This window comes from Shigella sonnei (genome assembly GCF_002950395.1).
Taxonomy (GTDB): Bacteria; Pseudomonadota; Gammaproteobacteria; order Enterobacterales; family Enterobacteriaceae; genus ECMA0423.
The window spans coordinates 667,089-682,942 of the sequence record NZ_CP026802.1 but is presented as its reverse complement, the minus strand read 5'-3'; the positions used below and the strand labels follow the sequence as shown (position 1 = coordinate 682,942).

15 protein-coding genes, 2 pseudogenes and 1 riboswitch are annotated in these 15,854 nt (G+C 48.5%); of the genes and pseudogenes, 5 read left to right on the top strand and 12 right to left on the bottom strand.

Annotated elements, in window-relative coordinates:
* Positions 1-278 precede the first annotated feature (278 nt).
* On the bottom strand, positions 279-1,331 hold the full coding sequence (gene fbaB, locus C1P89_RS03540; RefSeq protein WP_000129566.1) for a class I fructose-bisphosphate aldolase: 1,053 nt from the start codon (positions 1,329-1,331) through the stop codon (positions 279-281).
* 256 nt (positions 1,332-1,587) lie between these two features.
* On the opposite strand from fbaB, the gene C1P89_RS03535 reads away from it, so the two are divergent.
* Genes C1P89_RS03535 through C1P89_RS03525 form a run of 3 tightly spaced genes read left to right on the top strand, consistent with a single transcriptional unit; the run spans position 1,588 to position 4,828 of the window.
* A complete protein-coding gene (locus C1P89_RS03535) occupies positions 1,588-2,865 on the top strand; it encodes a nucleoside permease (protein WP_000858488.1) in 1,278 nt (425 codons plus the stop codon).
* A complete protein-coding gene (locus tag C1P89_RS03530) occupies positions 2,862-3,866 on the top strand; it encodes an ADP-ribosylglycohydrolase family protein (protein ID WP_000846217.1) in 1,005 nt (334 codons plus the stop codon). Before C1P89_RS03535 ends, C1P89_RS03530 begins: the two co-directional genes overlap by 4 nt.
* On the top strand, positions 3,863-4,828 hold the full coding sequence (locus C1P89_RS03525) for a carbohydrate kinase family protein (protein ID WP_000011973.1): 966 nt from the start codon (positions 3,863-3,865) through the stop codon (positions 4,826-4,828). Before C1P89_RS03530 ends, C1P89_RS03525 begins: the two co-directional genes overlap by 4 nt.
* Here the strand turns inward: C1P89_RS03525 and C1P89_RS03520 are convergent.
* The 5 genes from C1P89_RS03520 to rcnR form a co-directional block, all read right to left on the bottom strand.
* Positions 4,802-5,548, bottom strand: a complete 747-nt coding sequence (locus tag C1P89_RS03520; protein WP_000434038.1) for a GntR family transcriptional regulator — start codon at positions 5,546-5,548, stop codon at positions 4,802-4,804. The genes C1P89_RS03525 and C1P89_RS03520 overlap by 27 nt on opposite strands.
* A 51-nt stretch (positions 5,549-5,599) precedes the next feature.
* Positions 5,600-6,418: a glycoside hydrolase family 25 protein gene (locus tag C1P89_RS03515; RefSeq protein WP_005031483.1), complete on the bottom strand. Its 819-nt coding sequence runs from the start codon at positions 6,416-6,418 to the stop codon at positions 5,600-5,602.
* Between the two features lie 64 nt (positions 6,419-6,482).
* A complete protein-coding gene (thiD, locus tag C1P89_RS03510) occupies positions 6,483-7,283 on the bottom strand; it encodes a bifunctional hydroxymethylpyrimidine kinase/phosphomethylpyrimidine kinase (RefSeq protein WP_000822274.1) in 801 nt (266 codons plus the stop codon).
* Positions 7,280-8,068, bottom strand: a complete 789-nt coding sequence (thiM, locus tag C1P89_RS03505) for a hydroxyethylthiazole kinase (protein WP_001195565.1) — start codon at positions 8,066-8,068, stop codon at positions 7,280-7,282. The genes thiD and thiM overlap by 4 nt, the downstream gene beginning before the upstream one ends.
* A gap of 34 nt (positions 8,069-8,102) precedes the next feature.
* Positions 8,103-8,199: riboswitch (TPP riboswitch) on the bottom strand.
* Between the two features lie 91 nt (positions 8,200-8,290).
* Positions 8,291-8,563 carry a Ni(II)/Co(II)-binding transcriptional repressor RcnR gene (gene rcnR / locus C1P89_RS03500; protein WP_000019944.1) on the bottom strand — a complete coding sequence of 91 codons (273 nt, stop codon included), beginning with the start codon at positions 8,561-8,563 and terminating at the stop codon, positions 8,291-8,293.
* Between the two features lie 120 nt (positions 8,564-8,683).
* On the opposite strand from rcnR, the gene rcnA reads away from it, so the two are divergent.
* Together rcnA and rcnB are read left to right on the top strand one after the other, a co-directional pair.
* Complete coding sequence (rcnA, locus tag C1P89_RS03495; RefSeq protein WP_000134582.1) at positions 8,684-9,508, top strand: nickel/cobalt efflux protein RcnA; 825 nt, start codon at positions 8,684-8,686, stop codon at positions 9,506-9,508.
* Between the two features lie 218 nt (positions 9,509-9,726).
* Entirely contained in the window at positions 9,727-10,065 is a 339-nt protein-coding gene (gene rcnB / locus C1P89_RS03490; protein ID WP_000153074.1) for a Ni(II)/Co(II) efflux transporter accessory subunit RcnB, read from the top strand.
* 81 nt (positions 10,066-10,146) lie between these two features.
* Here rcnB and C1P89_RS03485 read toward each other — a convergent pair whose 3' ends face one another.
* From C1P89_RS03485 to C1P89_RS03460, 6 genes and pseudogenes are all read right to left on the bottom strand, one after another.
* A complete protein-coding gene (locus C1P89_RS03485; protein ID WP_000405690.1) occupies positions 10,147-11,166 on the bottom strand; it encodes a putative fimbrial-like adhesin protein in 1,020 nt (339 codons plus the stop codon).
* 15 nt (positions 11,167-11,181) lie between these two features.
* A pseudogene (locus tag C1P89_RS03480) lies at positions 11,182-13,251 on the bottom strand (fimbrial biogenesis outer membrane usher protein); the annotation flags it as partial.
* Positions 13,252-13,266: 15 nt separating this feature from the next.
* A protein-coding gene (locus C1P89_RS03475) for an IS1-like element IS1A family transposase (protein WP_094096600.1) occupies positions 13,267-13,964 on the bottom strand; the annotation gives its coding sequence in 2 pieces (ribosomal slippage) (positions 13,267-13,715 and positions 13,715-13,964; 699 coding nt in all).
* A gap of 55 nt (positions 13,965-14,019) precedes the next feature.
* A pseudogene (locus C1P89_RS03470) lies at positions 14,020-14,439 on the bottom strand (FimD/PapC N-terminal domain-containing protein); the annotation flags it as partial.
* 15 nt (positions 14,440-14,454) lie between these two features.
* On the bottom strand, positions 14,455-15,129 hold the full coding sequence (locus C1P89_RS03465) for a fimbria/pilus periplasmic chaperone (protein WP_000677393.1): 675 nt from the start codon (positions 15,127-15,129) through the stop codon (positions 14,455-14,457).
* Positions 15,130-15,208: 79 nt separating this feature from the next.
* Entirely contained in the window at positions 15,209-15,751 is a 543-nt protein-coding gene (locus tag C1P89_RS03460) for a fimbrial protein (RefSeq protein WP_000830468.1), read from the bottom strand.
* Between the last annotated feature and the right edge of the window lie 103 nt (positions 15,752-15,854).

Below are 15,854 nucleotides of genomic sequence, written 5' to 3'. Positions count from 1 at the left end.
GAAATGATTTGTTTTTAAATGTCGAGATAACGATCACAAAACGACAATATGAAAACTGTTCGAGGAGTGAAAGGCAAAAAAACGGCCTCCCGATAGGGAAGCCGTAGCAAAGTGCGCGTGTTTTTATGCCGGATGCGGTGTAAACGCCTTTTCCGACATACGTGGCAGTGCTATGTAGGCATGATAAGACGCTTCCGCGTCGCATCAGGCATAGGTTGCCGGATGCAGTGTAAACGCCTTATCCGTCCTACGGGGTGGTGCTGTTCGTATGAGGCGTATCAGGCAATAGTAATTTTGCTATCGAGATAAACGTCCTGCACGGCGTTAATCAGTTTCACGCCGTCAGCCATCGATTTCTTGAACGCTTTACGTCCAAGAATCAGCCCCATTCCGCCAGCGCGTTTGTTGATAACCGCAGTACGCACTGCATCACTGAGGTCAGTTTCACCGCCCGCAGCACCGCCGGAGTTTATCAACCCAGCCCGGCCCATATAGCAGTTAGCTAACTGATAACGCACCAGATCAATCGGGTTTTCGCTGGTCAATTTGCTATAAACACGATCGTCGGTGTAACCGTAATTAATTGCTTTATAGCCGCCGTTATTTTCCGCCATTTTTTGTTTGACGATATCTGCACCGATGGTTGCCGCCAGATGGTTTGCCTGACCGGTCAGGTCGGCGGAAACATGGTAATCAACGCCATCTTTCTTAAAGGCGGAGTTTCGCAAATAGGCCCACAGCACGGTCACCATGCCCAGCTCGTGCGCGCGTTCAAAGGCCGCAGAAATTTCTTCAATCTGGCGACGTGACTCTTCCGAGCCAAAATAGATAGTCGTACCAACCGCCACCGCGCCCATGTTGAAGGCCTGCTCCACGCTGGCATACAGCGTTTGATCGTAGGTATTCGGGTAACTTAGCGTCTCGTTGTGATTAAGTTTGACGAGAAATGGAATGCGATGCGCATAGCGCCGCGATACCGACGCCAACACGCCGTAAGTTGACGCCACACAGTTACAGCCCGCTTCGATCGCCAGTTCAACAATGTTTTTCGGGTCAAAGTAGAGCGGGTTAGCAGCAAATGAAGCTCCGGCAGAGTGCTCAACGCCCTGGTCAACCGGCAGAATAGAAAGATATCCTGTGCCAGCCAGACGCCCGGTGTTGTACAACGTCTGCATATTACGTAACACCGCTGGCGGGCGATTATTGTCAATCATTACGCGGTCTACGTAGTCATGTCCGGGGAGATAAAGCTGGTCAGAAGGAATTGTCATACAACGGTGCTGTAAAAGGTTGTCGGCGTCTTTGCCAAGCAACTGCGCAATATCTGTCATTACTATGCTCCCGTAAATTCCGATTGGATATCGGCTATGGATTGTCCTGGCCCGCCTTTTGCGGGCAATCATAATCCTGGTCGTTACGGGCGAGTTTTTCCATCTTTTGGATGTTTTTTCAGCGTTTTCTGTTGGCTCGATTCATCAGAAAAAATGTTAGCGCGGTCAAGTTTTCACCGCAAAGGTATTTAAAAGGTATTGTTAAGTGGTATTGTCATCGCGTACCTTACATTACCTGTCATGAAGGAATTAAAAGATGAAAACAACAGCAAAGCTGTCGTTCATGATGTTTGTTGAATGGTTTATCTGGGGCGCGTGGTTTGTGCCATTGTGGTTGTGGTTAAGTAAAAGCGGTTTTAGTGCCGGAGAAATTGGCTGGTCGTATGCCTGTACCGCCATTGCGGCGATCCTGTCGCCAATTCTGGTTGGCTCCATCACTGACCGCTTTTTCTCGGCGCAAAAAGTGCTGGCGGTATTGATGTTCGCAGGCGCGCTGCTGATGTATTTCGCTGCGCAACAGACCACTTTTGCCGGGTTCTTTCCGTTACTGCTGGCTTACTCTCTAACCTATATGCCGACCATTGCGCTGACTAACAGCATCGCTTTTGCCAACGTGCCGGATGTGGAGCGTGATTTCCCGCGCATTCGTGTGATGGGCACTATCGGCTGGATTGCCTCCGGTCTGGCATGTGGTTTCTTGCCGCAAATACTGGGGTATGCCGATATCTCACCGACTAACATCCCGCTGCTGATTACCGCCGGAAGTTCTGCTCTGCTCGGTGTGTTTGCGTTTTTCCTGCCCGACACGCCACCAAAAAGCACCGGCAAAATGGATATTAAAGTCATGCTCGGCCTGGATGCGCTGATCCTGCTGCGCGATAAAAACTTCCTCGTCTTTTTCTTCTGTTCATTCCTGTTTGCGATGCCACTGGCGTTCTATTACATCTTTGCCAACGGTTATCTGACCGAAGTTGGCATGAAAAACGCCACCGGCTGGATGACGCTCGGCCAGTTCTCTGAAATCTTCTTTATGCTGGCATTGCCGTTTTTCACTAAACGCTTTGGTATCAAAAAGGTATTATTGCTTGGTCTGGTCACCGCTGCGATCCGCTATGGCTTCTTTATTTACGGTAGTACGGATGAATATTTCACCTACGCGTTACTGTTCCTCGGTATTTTGCTTCACGGCGTAAGTTACGATTTTTACTACGTTACCGCTTACATCTATGTCGATAAAAAAGCCCCCGTGCATATGCGTACCGCTGCGCAGGGGCTGATCACGCTCTGCTGCCAGGGCTTCGGCAGTTTGCTCGGCTATCGTCTTGGCGGTGTGATGATGGAAAAGATGTTCGCTTATCAGGAACCGGTAAACGGACTGACTTTCAACTGGTCCGGGATGTGGACTTTCGGCGCGGTGATGATTGCCATTATCGCCGTGCTGTTCATGATTTTTTTCCGCGAATCCGACAACGAAATTACGGCTATCAAGGTCGATGATCGCGATATTGCGTTGACACAAGGGGAAGTTAAATGAAAACAGAACGTATTCTCGGTGCTCTTTATGGGCAGGCGTTAGGGGATGCGATGGGGATGCCCTCCGAGCTTTGGCCACGCAGCCGCGTTAAAGCACACTTTGGCTGGATTGACCGTTTTCTTCCTGGACCAAAGGAGAATAACGCGGCCTGTTATTTTAACCGCGCCGAATTCACCGACGATACCTCGATGGCGCTGTGTCTGGCGGATGCGTTACTGGAACGTGAAGGCAAGATCGATCCGGATCTGATTGGGCGTAATATTCTCGACTGGGCGCTGCGTTTCGACGCCTTTAACAAAAACGTACTAGGTCCGACCTCGAAGATTGCGCTTAACGCCATTCGCGACGGTAAACCCGTTGCTGAACTGGAAAACAACGGCGTGACCAACGGCGCAGCGATGCGCGTCTCGCCATTAGGTTGTTTGCTTCCGGCGCGTGATGTTGATTCCTTTATTGATGATGTAGCGCTGGCGTCCAGCCCGACCCATAAATCCGATCTGGCGGTTGCAGGCGCGGTAGTCATCGCATGGGCGATTTCTCGTGCCATTGACGGAGAAAGCTGGTCAGCGATTGTTGATTCCCTGCCTTCAATTGCGCGACATGCACAGCAAAAACGCATCACTACGTTCAGCGCCTCACTGGCGGCGCGGCTGGAGATTGCGCTGAAAATTGTGCGCAATGCCGACGGCACCGAATCCGCCAGCGAACAGCTTTACCAGGTCGTTGGCGCAGGTACCAGCACTATTGAGTCCGTTCCGTGCGCCATTGCGCTGGTTGAACTAGCACAAACCGACCCGAATCGCTGCGCCGTCCTGTGCGCTAACCTTGGCGGCGACACAGACACCATCGGTGCTATGGCGACGGCAATTTGCGGCGCGTTGCATGGCGTTAACGCTATCGATCCTGCGTTAAAGGCGGAACTGGATGCGGTAAATCAGCTTGATTTCAACCGCTATGCCACAGCGCTGGCGAAATATCGTCAACAACGGGAGGCGGTATGAGCGGCGCTCGATTACACACGCTGCTGCCTGAATTAACCACGCGTCAGCCGGTGATGGTCGTCGGCGCGGCGGTCATTGACGTGATCGCCGACGCTTATGCCCTCCCCTGGCGTGGGTGCGATATCGAACTGAAACAGCAGAGCGTTAACGTTGGCGGCTGCGCACTGAATATTGCCGTGGCGTTAAAGCGCCTCGGCATCGAAGCGGGTAATGCCTTGCCGCTCGGTCAGGGCGTGTGGGCGGAGATTATTCGCAACCGGATGGCAAAAGAGGGCTTAATCAGCCTGATCGATAACGCCGAAGGTGATAACGGCTGGTGTCTGGCGCTGGTTGAGCCGGATGGCGAACGCACTTTTATGTCATTCAGCGGTGTGGAAAATCAGTGGAATCGCCAGTGGCTGGCGCGATTAACCGTTGCGCCTGGCAGCCTGCTCTATTTTTCCGGTTATCAACTGGCCTCGCCCTGCGGCGAATTGTTAGTGGAATGGCTGGAAGAGCTGCAAGACGTGACGCCGTTTATCGATTTTGGCCCACGTATTGGCGATATCCCGGATGCATTACTGGCGCGGATCATGGCCTGTCGACCTTTAGTGTCGCTCAATCGTCAAGAGGCTGAGATTGCCGCCGAACGTTTTGCTTTATCCGCAGAGATAACAACACTTGGCGAGCAATGGCAGGAGAAATTTGCCGCGCCGTTGATCGTTCGTCTCGATAAAGAAGGCGCATGGTATTTCAGCAACGACGCTTCTGGCTGCATTCCGGCATTTCCAACGCAAGTTGTAGACACCATTGGGGCGGGCGACAGTCATGCAGGTGGCGTACTTGCCGGGCTGGCCTCTGGTCTGCCACTGGCGGATGCCGTATTACTGGGCAATGCAGTGGCGTCGTGGGTTGTCGGGCATCGGGGCGGTGATTGTGCGCCAACGCGCGAGGAACTACTCCTCGCACACAAAAACGTATAGATCGCTGCGACAGTGGCTAATGCTGTACTCAATAGGCCGTTGCTGTTGGTCAAGCGCCACTTGCTTGATCACCAGCACCGGTATTTTGCTATCTAACTGAATATGTGACTGAAACTCGGCATCCGGCATCCGGGCGCTAACGCGGGAACGCGTACGTTGTGGGTAAATGTGCTGGCTGCGGAAATAGTCATAAAGTGAAATCCCGATGGCATCAACATCATGAATTAAATGCGCCGGAACCCACGATTCCTCAATCGATACCGCTTCTTCATCGACATAGCGAATACGCTTAAGCAAAAAGACATCACTTCCTGCTTCGACCGCCAGCTGCTGCGCGACTTCTTCGGGACATTTCACGACACGCTTGTTAACCCATAGCGTATCGGGCTTTTTCCCGCGCAACACCACCTGCTGAGAAAAACCTCGCGCTTCTTTCAACGAGTATTCGAAGATGTTGTTGATCTGCGTGCCGTAACCGCGCGAACGCGTCACCACGCCCTCTTCTTCCAGCGCCTGCATCGCCTTGCGCACCGTAATGCGCGAAACGCCGGTTAACTGACTTAAATCACGCTCACCGGGCAAAATATTGCCATGCTCCAGCACCCCGCTGCGCACGGCATTTTTTACCGTTTCGGCAAACTTAATATAAAGCGGCGTGTTATCCGCCGCTAAAATACGTTCGTTCAGTTGGGCAATCAGCTGGGTATGCGCTTGTTCCATTTGTCTTTTTCCTGCCAGGGAGTCTGGTGGGAGTATATCACTGCTTCTTATTTAAGGCGTTTCTTTAATCCCATCAACGAATCCCTGCAACTCCTCCACCGTGCCATTAAACACATTAAAATCCACCGGACCATTGATGCCATCTACCTGTCCACGGTCGGAATGCTGCCAGAAGCGCCAGGCCATGCCGTCATTGTCCGGACGACGTTGATAGTAGTGAGCCACCCACCACGGATATTCATTGAAATAGCCCGCCAGATTCGTGTGATAAAAAACGGCTCCTGAGTAAATAATCGGCTTTTTCCCCGTACTTTTTTCGACCATTTTTAGCCACTGACTTACCCTCTTGCGTAATTCTTTTGCCGATAATTTTCCTCGCTCTTCTACGTCCAGTACCGCAGGGAAATCGCCTTGTGAGAAATCTACCGTTTGCAGAAATAATCGCACCTGAACCGGTGCTGCTACCGACGGGGAGAAATAATGATATGCCCCGCGCAGCAAGCCATTTTCGCGGCTTAGTTGCCAGTTACGCGAAAAATAGGGGTCCACCAGCTTTTCGCCTTCCGTCGCCTTAATAAAGGCAAATTGTAAGCGAATACCGTTATCGCGCATTTTTGCCACACGCTGCCAGTCGATCCGCTCCTGCCAGCGCGAAACATCTATTCCGTGAATGGTGTAACTGGCAGGAATACGAATAGCGAAAGATTTAACCGGGCGATAACCGTAGAAGTGGATGTAGTCTGTAATCTGAACTGCTGTCGAATAGAAAAAATTCACCGTCTGACGCGGATAAATTGCAACGATGGAAATTAGCCCAAGAGCGCATAATAGAGCGGTGAGTTTTTTTCGACTGGTAATTCTTAGCTGCATTGGTTTCATCCCTGAATGTCAGTGCCAAAGGCTGACAATAACCAAAGCAGCTATAGTACGGTGCTCACCACCAGGCGTGGAAGTGGTGAACCGGACCAATACCGTGACCAACTTCCAGCGTGTCGGCCTGGGCTAACGCCGATGAAAGCCAGCTTTTTGCCTCCTGTACGGTGTCAGCCCAGTTTGTATGGCGCGGGCGTAGTGCAGCCAACGCCGCAGAGAGTGTACAACCAGTACCGTGGGTGTTTTTGGTCATAATGCGCGGTGCGGTAAACCGTTGTTCACCCTCGCGGGTAAACAGCCAGTCCGGGCTTTGCTCATCATCCAGATGACCACCTTTCATTAGCACTGCGCCACAGCCCATCGCCAACAGCGATCGCCCTTGTTCCAGCATTTCCTGTTCGGTGCGCGCGTGTGGCGCGTCGAGCAAGGCGGCTGCTTCGGGCAAGTTTGGCGTTATTAATGAAACCTGTGGCAATAATCGACTGCGTAGCGTGGCAACTGCCGAAGGTGAAAGCAGTGGGTCGCCGCTTTTTGCCAGCATAACGGTGTCGAGTACCACGTTTTGGATCTGATAACGTTGCAACCGTTCTGCCACCGCTTCAACAATATCGGTTTCCGCCAACATACCGATTTTAGTGGTATCGATTCGCACATCGCTGAACACCGAATCGAGCTGGGCGGCGACAAAATCAGGCTCAATGCGATACACCGACTGTACGCCACGGGTATTTTGCGCCACCAGTGCAGTAATAACTGAGCAACCATAAGCGCCAAGTGCCGAGAAGGTTTTAAGATCGGCCTGAATCCCCGCACCACCACTCGGATCAGTACCGGCAATCGTCAGAGCGTTAATTCGTTTCATGCCTGCACCTCCTGCGTCAATTGCCAGAGCGCATCAAGGAAATGTGGAACAAAACTGCCTAGCCCCTCGCTTCTGGCGACTGCGCGCTCTCCGGCTTGTTTCATCCAGTGACAGGCAGATGCGACATTTTCCAGCGTATCGCCTGGTAACGCACAGCAGGCAGCGACAACCGCCGATAATGCACAGCCAGTTCCTACCACTTTGGTCATTAACGGATCGCCACCGTGAATGCCAACGGCGCGATGGCCATCGGTAACATAATCCACCTCGCCAGTGACCACGACGATTGCGCCAGTTTCCCGTGCCAGTGTTTGTGCAGCGGGTATCGCGTTAGCTGCGGCGTCAGTGGTATCCACTCCCCGTCCACCATTAGCAATGCCAGCTAATGCCATGATTTCCGAAGCATTACCACGTATCGCTGCCGGTTTAAAAGATAAAAGTTCATGACAAAAATGGCGGCGATAATCGAGCGCACCAACCGCTACTGGATCAAGCGTCCAGGGTGTTTGAGAGCTTTTTGCTTGCTCAACGGCAGCACGCATCGCCTGAGCGCGTGGCTGCGTCAGTGTGCCAACGTTAATCAACAAGGCACTGGCGATAGCCGCAAACTGACTGGCCTCTTCGGTTTCGATAACCATCGCTGGCGATGCACCGAGCGCCAGCAAGGTATTAGCGGTAAAGGTTTGCACCACATCATTGGTCATGCAGTGCACAAGAGGGGAATGTTGGTGAAAAAGGTGTAACGCGTGCGCAGATTGCGCTGAACCCAGCAGGTCGACTTGCATAGTTTGCTCCTGCCATAACGTGAAGAAGCAATGACCTGGTGGTCCGTGACTTCCCTACGCTGGCATTATCCAGATCAGGTGATACGGGTATTTCTCAGCCTTCACGCAGAAGGGCACCCCGAGTCGTTTGGTTGCGATGATAAATCGCAGAGGAGGATGGTAATGTCCAGCGCACGCGTTGTAAACGAGGAAAAACGGCAGTTTTACAATCGCGTTAATAAATTATTTGATATATGAATCCAGCACCTTCAGAACGACATCCAGATCTTCTTCACGTTTTAGCTCATCCCCCTGGTGAACGATGTGTTCCGTCAGATGACCTTTAATCACTTCCCGCATCAGACCGTTTACCGCGCCACGGATAGCAGCAATCTGTTGTAAAACTGCAGCGCATTCATGCGGCTCGTCGAGCATTTTCTTGAGCGCCACGACCTGGCCCTGAATCTTACTGGCACGCGCTTTCAGTTTCTGTTTATCACGGATTGTATGAGACATGGCAACACCTGGTTAACAAGAATATGAAAATATCATAGCACTATTAATCTACTGGGGGGTAGTATCAGGTACTGGGGGGAGTAGAATCAGATTGCCGAATTAATACTAAGAATTATTATCATGACCGAATTTACAACTCTTCTTCAGCAAGGAAACGCCTGGTTCTTCATCCCCAGCGCCATCTTACTTGGTGCGCTTCATGGCCTAGAACCAGGGCACTCAAAAACGATGATGGCGGCGTTTATCATCGCCATCAAAGGCACCATTAAACAAGCGGTGATGCTCGGACTGGCAGCAACTATTTCGCATACCGCAGTGGTCTGGTTAATTGCCTTTGGCGGGATGGTGATCAGCAAGCGCTTTACTGCTCAATCAGCAGAACCGTGGCTCCAGCTGATTTCCGCAGTGATCATTATTGGCACCGCGTTCTGGATGTTCTGGCGTACCTGGCGCGGCGAACGCAACTGGCTGGAGAATATGCACGAGTATGATTATGAGCATCATCATCACGATCACGAAGATCACCACGACCATGGACATCATCACCATCACGAACATGGCGAGTATCAGGATGCCCATGCACGAGCCCATGCCAATGACATTAAACGACGCTTTGATGGTAGAGAGGTCACCAACTGGCAAATTTTGCTATTTGGCTTAACCGGTGGCCTTATCCCCTGCCCGGCAGCAATTACCGTGCTGTTGATATGCATTCAGTTGAAAGCCCTGACACTGGGCGCAACACTGGTCGTCAGTTTCAGCATTGGCCTGGCGTTAACGCTTGTCACCGTAGGCGTTGGCGCAGCAATCAGCGTTCAGCAGGTCGCAAAACGCTGGAGCGGATTTAACACTCTCGCTAAACGCGCCCCCTATTTTTCCAGTCTGTTGATTGGCTTAGTCGGTGTGTATATGGGCGTACATGGCTTCATGGGCATAATGCGATAACTCAATCCTTTAGGCTTGCATGTTATCTTCAGCCCAGGATGATTCTTAAATCAGCTATTTCCGCTGACTCTCTGCTCGCTAAGGATGCTTTTAGGGCATCCTTTCATTTACACTTTTTACGAAATCATGGGATCACTAACAAAATATCGCTTGTCAGTTATATTGTATGGCAGGAAAGATATGCGACTGATATTACAGATCCCCAAAGTGGAGAGTTTATGACCATTAAAAATAAGATGTTGCTGGGTGTGCTTTTGCTGGTTACCAGTGCCGCCTGGGCCGCACCAGCCACCGCGGGTTCGACCAATACCTCGGGAATTTCTAAGTATGAGTTAAGTAGTTTCATTGCTGACTTTAAGCATTTCAAACCAGGTGATACCGTCCCAGAGATGTACCGCACCGATGAGTACAACATTAAGCAGTGGCAGTTACGTAACCTGCCCGCGCCTGATGCCGGGACGCACTGGACCTATATGGGTGGCGCGTACGTGTTGATCAGCGACACCGACGGTAAAATCATTAAAGCCTACGACGGTGAGATTTTTTATCATCGCTAAAAAAAGCCCCCTCATCATGAGGGGGAAATGCAGACACCTTGTTATTTTTTATTATTAGCCACTTGCTCGTCTTGCTTGTTATTAGTCGTATTTCACGTTGATTAATGCGGTTGCCTCCAGTGCGCCAGATTTAACTTTGTTTGTATCGTAGACGTAGTAACTGGCAGTTATCGGAATTGAAACCGTTGTATCTGTAAGTTTTGACTTTGCCGCAATTTCTTTTAAATTTGTGTATCCTTTGCTGTTATCAGTGATATTTAAAAATGTGACTGGAGAACCATTGCTTTCAAGCATAAATCCGACTCCATTATTTTCTGCACCTTTCAGGATCGTGTTACTGCCGGCTAACAAATCAGAACTTGATAAATACACCTGCATTTTCCGTGATGTTTGATTTTGTTGACCTAATAAATTTTTACAACGCAGAATAATATCCCCTTGTTTACTATTTATTGTTGCTTTGTTACCTGTGGCTGGTAATTGTGAAACGGGAATACTGTCTAAAGTAATTAATAAATCGTCCGGTTTGCAGGTTGTGGTTATCGGGTTGTATGACAATGTCAGATTAGCATTTTGTGCCAATGCATTTCTGTAGCTATTTACACATGCATCCCATGACTTGCCACCTAATAAACACAGTAGAAATTGTACTGCGGCACTCCCGCGTGTCGATGATGAAGCACTGGATAATGTCGCAACACCATTAATCATCACTGAACCGCCGCCCCCCGCAGAAACATTCACTTTTGCATTACTGGCCGCAGGTGTCACCGTAACTGAATAACCACTGGTGAAACTGGTCTGATTATTTGACAACGTGATGTTGTTTTTATTGGTCCATTCAAAATGTAAATTTAATTTTATGGTATCGTTATAAAGCCCAACAATAATATCCGACGAACTCATAGGGGTGATAGTATTTGTACTCACGCATGACGAATCATTAAAATTATGCTCATATGTCGCTATTTGTGTTTGAGTAAGTGCAAAATCCCCCTGAACAACCAAATTGTGCTGAACAGATAACTCACTATAACATGCCGCATAGCTCACAGGCATAACCATCATCATTAATATAAATAGCATTATGCGAATTTCCATAGAACCACCTGACTATTACTGGCAAATATAATTTCTACTTTCATCAATCTCTTTACCGAAGGTGATTGTGCATGAAAGTCCTTGTTGCTTATCAATTGCTACATTAACCGATGGCGGTATTTCATTGGTGCGAATAAATAACTGGCTTCCCTGGCCGACAACGCCAATATTATGACCGTGGATATCATTGACTTCATAACCAAACGTTAATGGTTGCCCATCCGCTCTTAACGCTTTTATAAACCAGGGCTTGCGCTGATCGGTATCAAAATTAACCAGTACAACCGCGCCGCGATAAGGTGCGGCAATTTTCCGGTTGCCACGTAATTCTGCTTCGCTATCGCTTTGCGACACATCCAGCATCAGGTGATTTTCCCGATAAGGTGTCATTCCGTCGTATACCACCACTCCATTACGGTTTGTTGTGCGATATTTTTGCCCATTGACATAAGCATCTTTAATTCCTGGCGCATTCATCACAGCAAACGTTTCGGAAAGACGGTTCGCCAGATTAACGCCACCCGACCAGGCGACAATGCCCCCTGAAACACTGGCTCCAGCCTGTCGATAAGTACTCGACTGACTATAACTGCCATTCACTGTTGCCACCGGCGCGTTCCAGGTTAAATTCGCTCCAGCTGTCGTTTCATTTCCCTGATGTTGATGACTCAGGTTGACACCATAATTGAACTGATCCCGACTCCCTACTGTTCCTGATAATCCCGTATTATTTGAGGCAAACCCCTGATCATCAAACGTCGTTGAGTTAGACATATATATTTGCCGACGAGGCGTCGAAACGTCATCACCCCAATCAAAGGGAATCGATATAAAAATATTAAAACGTTTCTCTTCATGATGATTCTCGTCATAAGCCTGGCTTGCCGCGAGGGTATAGCTTATCCGTCGCAGGTTGTTGGAATAACTCAACTGATAATCCTTACTACTGCCGCTACGCCCCCAGTAATCTCGCCATAACGTACTTAATGACACAGACCCCCAACCTTCTGGCAATGACTGGCTCATATTGGCGGAAAAGCTATTTTTGCGACCAAAATCATTCTGGTAATAATCGGCAATGTCATAGACATCGTTTTCATCACGGCGATAATTATCTTTATTGTTTGCCCAAACGTGATCGTTAAATGTCCGGTAATCACGCGACGAATAACGCCAGGCCGCCAGACCAAAACGCGTCGACGTTTGGCTCACAAATTTGTTGTAGGCAATTTGATAACTTTGCCCGTCAAACACATCGCCGTTGTCTTGTTTACTATGCGACTTCGTGGCATCGACGGAAATGGCACCAATGCGTGTATTCCAGCCAGTCCCCAAAGTGAACGCGTAATAATTATTCGCAACCATCGAGCCACCATACAACGTCAATAAGTTATTAAAACCATACTGATAACCCGCCTGGACAAAATCACTATGTTTGCTCGCCCCTTCAATATGGCTACGACCCGCCGCAAAATCATATTTCGACACGCCGGGTTGCAGCATATTTGGCACCGCTGCATAAGGCACCAGATAGGTGGTTACCGAACCGTCCGCCTCTTTCACGCTGACATCAAGATCTGCTCCACCACCGGCCAACTGCAAATCTGTAATCGCAAACGGGCCAGGAGGAACCTCTTTCTGATAAACCACAAAACCATTCTGTTCAATAGTTACCAGCGCGTTACTCTGAGCAATCCCCTGCACCCGTGGCGTAAAATTTTGTTTCGAGTTAGGCAACATCTGCATATCACGAAACAACCGCACACCTCTGAAGCGAACAGAATCAAAAATATCGCTTGATGTGTACATATCACCCACGCGAAGCGTGCCGAGAAGTTGGGCAAATCCACGTTCCAGATACAGGGTATTGCTTTTCCACACCCCTGGATTGTTATTTGTTTTACTGAAACTGGCATCAGAATGCAGTTGCCACCCCAGTAAATTTAACCCGCTGTTAAAACGTACATATGTACTCTTACTATTACCCGACGCTTTATAGTCACTGTAATACTGACTCACATAATAAGAGGTATAAAACGCATTAATACCCCGCTCCCAGTTTTCCGGTGGAACATAGCCACTTTCGGTAATGACTCCAACTTATTGATAGTGTTTTATGTTCAGATAATGCCCGATGACTTTGTCATGCAGCTCCACCGATTTTGAGAACGACAGCGACTTCCGTCCCAGCCGTGCCAGGTGCTGCCTCAGATTCAGGTTATGCCGCTCAATTCGCTGCGTATATCGCTTGCTGATTACGTGCAGCTTTCCCTTCAGGCGGGATTCATACAGCGGCCAGCCATCCGTCATCCATATCACCACGTCAAAGGGTGACAGCAGGCTCATAAGACGCCCCAGCGTCGCCATAGTGCGTTCACCGAATACGTGCGCAACAACCGTCTTCCGGAGACTGTCATACGCGTAAAATAGCCAGCGCTGGCGCGATTTAGCCCCGACATAGCCCCACTGTTCGTCCATTTCCGCGCAGACGATGACGTCACTGCCCGGCTGTATGCGCGAGGTTACCGACTGCGGCCTGAGTTTTTTAAGTGACGTAAAATCGTGTTGAGGCCAACGCCCATAATGCGTGCAGTTGCCCGGCATCCAACGCCATTCATGGCCATATCAATGATTTTCTGGTGCGTACCGGGTTGAGAAGCGGTGTAAGTGAACTGCAGTTGCCATGTTTTACGGCAGTGAGAGCAGAGATAGCGCTGATGTCCGGCAGTGCTTTTGCCGTTACGCACCACCCCGTCAGTAGCTGAACAGGAGGGACAGCTGATAGAAACAGAAGCCACTGGAGCACCTCAAAAACACCATCATACACTAAATCAGTAAGTTGGCAGCATCACCGCCACTTTCCAGTTCTTCCACCCAGGCCTGCGGGACACTGAAATCGAGACGAAAAACCCCGATATCCCAGGTATAGCTCCCACCCTGAACAAGTTGCTCAAATGTTAAACATTGCTTACCGCTGGCGAAGTTATCGCTATTAATGCCTAACCGCTTGATAACTTCTCTTGATAAACATGTTTCTTGCGGGTTGTCTTTAACAATAATCTCATATTTCCCGCGCCATTGCTTATTGACATAAATATCGATGTCATACTGCCCCGGTAAGGGTTGATTATCATCAAGACGAATATTTGCAACCTGCTGGTCTTTCATTCCACCTATCATAAAATGGGTATCAAAGGTTTCTTCAGCTGCATAAGCTTCAATGCCGAGCAATAACGCTACGATTGCTGATGCAAGTGGGGTCATTCTCAACATAGGCAGCTCCTGCAATTAAATTTTGTCACTAATATAGTTGCCATGGTCATCGATAATGGTCAGATGCCAGTTATTTGCATTATTACTTTTGACATTAACACTCTGACTTTCTAAGGGGGCAATCATAATAGTTTCATAATTGACTTTGACATTATTAGCTTTGACATCCGAAATCGTCACCCAATTAGCTGAGTCATTTTTTATCACCAAACCATTGCCACTGCGATTTACCAGCAATTTTTTAAATGTCGCTTTATTTACCGGAGCAATACCCGCTGGTCGGTAAAACAACTTAATTCTGTTTTGCATCGCAAACTTCAGTGCATTCTTACCTTCTTGCTCTGGACTATTTGGTGGAATATCCAGAACATTCAGATAAAAAATGCTTTCTTTATTAGTGGGCAGTTTATTCGGCATAATTTTGATTTTTACTTGCTGCCCGGAATTTGCCCCTATTTTTGCCACTGGTGGCGTTAACATGAAAGGAACCTGAATTTTTTCTGGTGGTAATGACGTATCGCCATCATCAATCCACGCCTGCAGCAGCGAAGAACGGTTTCCCTGGTTCATCAACTGCACCATCACTTCTTTATTTTCTGCCGGGTAAATAATGCGCGTCCCGTAGATAACAATTCCGGCATGTGCAGGAAGGACCATAGAAAAAATGAGTAAAGATAATAATCCTTTCATTTTAATGCCTCTTAAATTAAAAGGCCGCCATGGGATAGCGGCCATGTTTATTACCTGGAGAAACTTACAATTTTATTTATTAATCCTGCGCCACACGCATAACCAGAGAAGATAACACATCACCTGATTGCACTGAGTTATCTGTCAGTTTCAGGTATTTTGCTTTAAACGGAATAGCATATTGACCTTCCGCTGTTTTATAACTCTCAATGTTAAAAGGTGCAGAAACATCCAGGACATCGCTGTTATCACCTAAATAGAGATAGTAACCCACGGTATCGTTGCTACTGGCTATCGCCTTATCGTTACCGGTTATTTTATCGTTGGTAATCAACGAGAGTTTTACACCAGCAACTTCTTTCGGGCAGCTAATTTTTAACATGCTGCTGGTTACACCGACTGCATCATCATAGGTAGAATATTTAGCTTTACCTTCAAAGACAGTGGTTGGTACAGTCGGCATATTAATACTTACTGAATCACCACCCGCTTCGAATTTACACGGAGATTCTGCAATATTCCCCTTAATAGTTAATGTTCCGGTATCAACGTCTGCAGCAAATACTCCAGCGCTCATAAAAAAAGAAGAAAAGACAGCGGCAGCAATAATTGAACGTTTCATAATATGTTCCTTAATAAAATTTTTTTTGGTTGTTAAGAGTCTGTATCTCTTGGAAACAAATTTCTCACATCAAAAAAGTTACCGCAATGTAAACACATTGTTT

Coding starts and splice junctions, on each gene's coding strand:
- fbaB (WP_000129566.1), bottom strand. CDS start 1,331: ATGACAGATATTGCGCAGTTGCTTGGCAAAGACGCCGACAACCTTTTA.
- C1P89_RS03535 (WP_000858488.1), top strand. CDS start 1,588: ATGAAAACAACAGCAAAGCTGTCGTTCATGATGTTTGTTGAATGGTTT.
- C1P89_RS03530 (WP_000846217.1), top strand. CDS start 2,862: ATGAAAACAGAACGTATTCTCGGTGCTCTTTATGGGCAGGCGTTAGGG.
- C1P89_RS03525 (WP_000011973.1), top strand. CDS start 3,863: ATGAGCGGCGCTCGATTACACACGCTGCTGCCTGAATTAACCACGCGT.
- C1P89_RS03520 (WP_000434038.1), bottom strand. CDS start 5,548: ATGGAACAAGCGCATACCCAGCTGATTGCCCAACTGAACGAACGTATT.
- C1P89_RS03515 (WP_005031483.1), bottom strand. CDS start 6,418: ATGCAGCTAAGAATTACCAGTCGAAAAAAACTCACCGCTCTATTATGC.
- thiD (WP_000822274.1), bottom strand. CDS start 7,283: ATGAAACGAATTAACGCTCTGACGATTGCCGGTACTGATCCGAGTGGT.
- thiM (WP_001195565.1), bottom strand. CDS start 8,068: ATGCAAGTCGACCTGCTGGGTTCAGCGCAATCTGCGCACGCGTTACAC.
- rcnR (WP_000019944.1), bottom strand. CDS start 8,563: ATGTCTCATACAATCCGTGATAAACAGAAACTGAAAGCGCGTGCCAGT.
- rcnA (WP_000134582.1), top strand. CDS start 8,684: ATGACCGAATTTACAACTCTTCTTCAGCAAGGAAACGCCTGGTTCTTC.
- rcnB (WP_000153074.1), top strand. CDS start 9,727: ATGACCATTAAAAATAAGATGTTGCTGGGTGTGCTTTTGCTGGTTACC.
- C1P89_RS03485 (WP_000405690.1), bottom strand. CDS start 11,166: ATGGAAATTCGCATAATGCTATTTATATTAATGATGATGGTTATGCCT.
- C1P89_RS03465 (WP_000677393.1), bottom strand. CDS start 15,129: ATGAAAGGATTATTATCTTTACTCATTTTTTCTATGGTCCTTCCTGCA.
- C1P89_RS03460 (WP_000830468.1), bottom strand. CDS start 15,751: ATGAAACGTTCAATTATTGCTGCCGCTGTCTTTTCTTCTTTTTTTATG.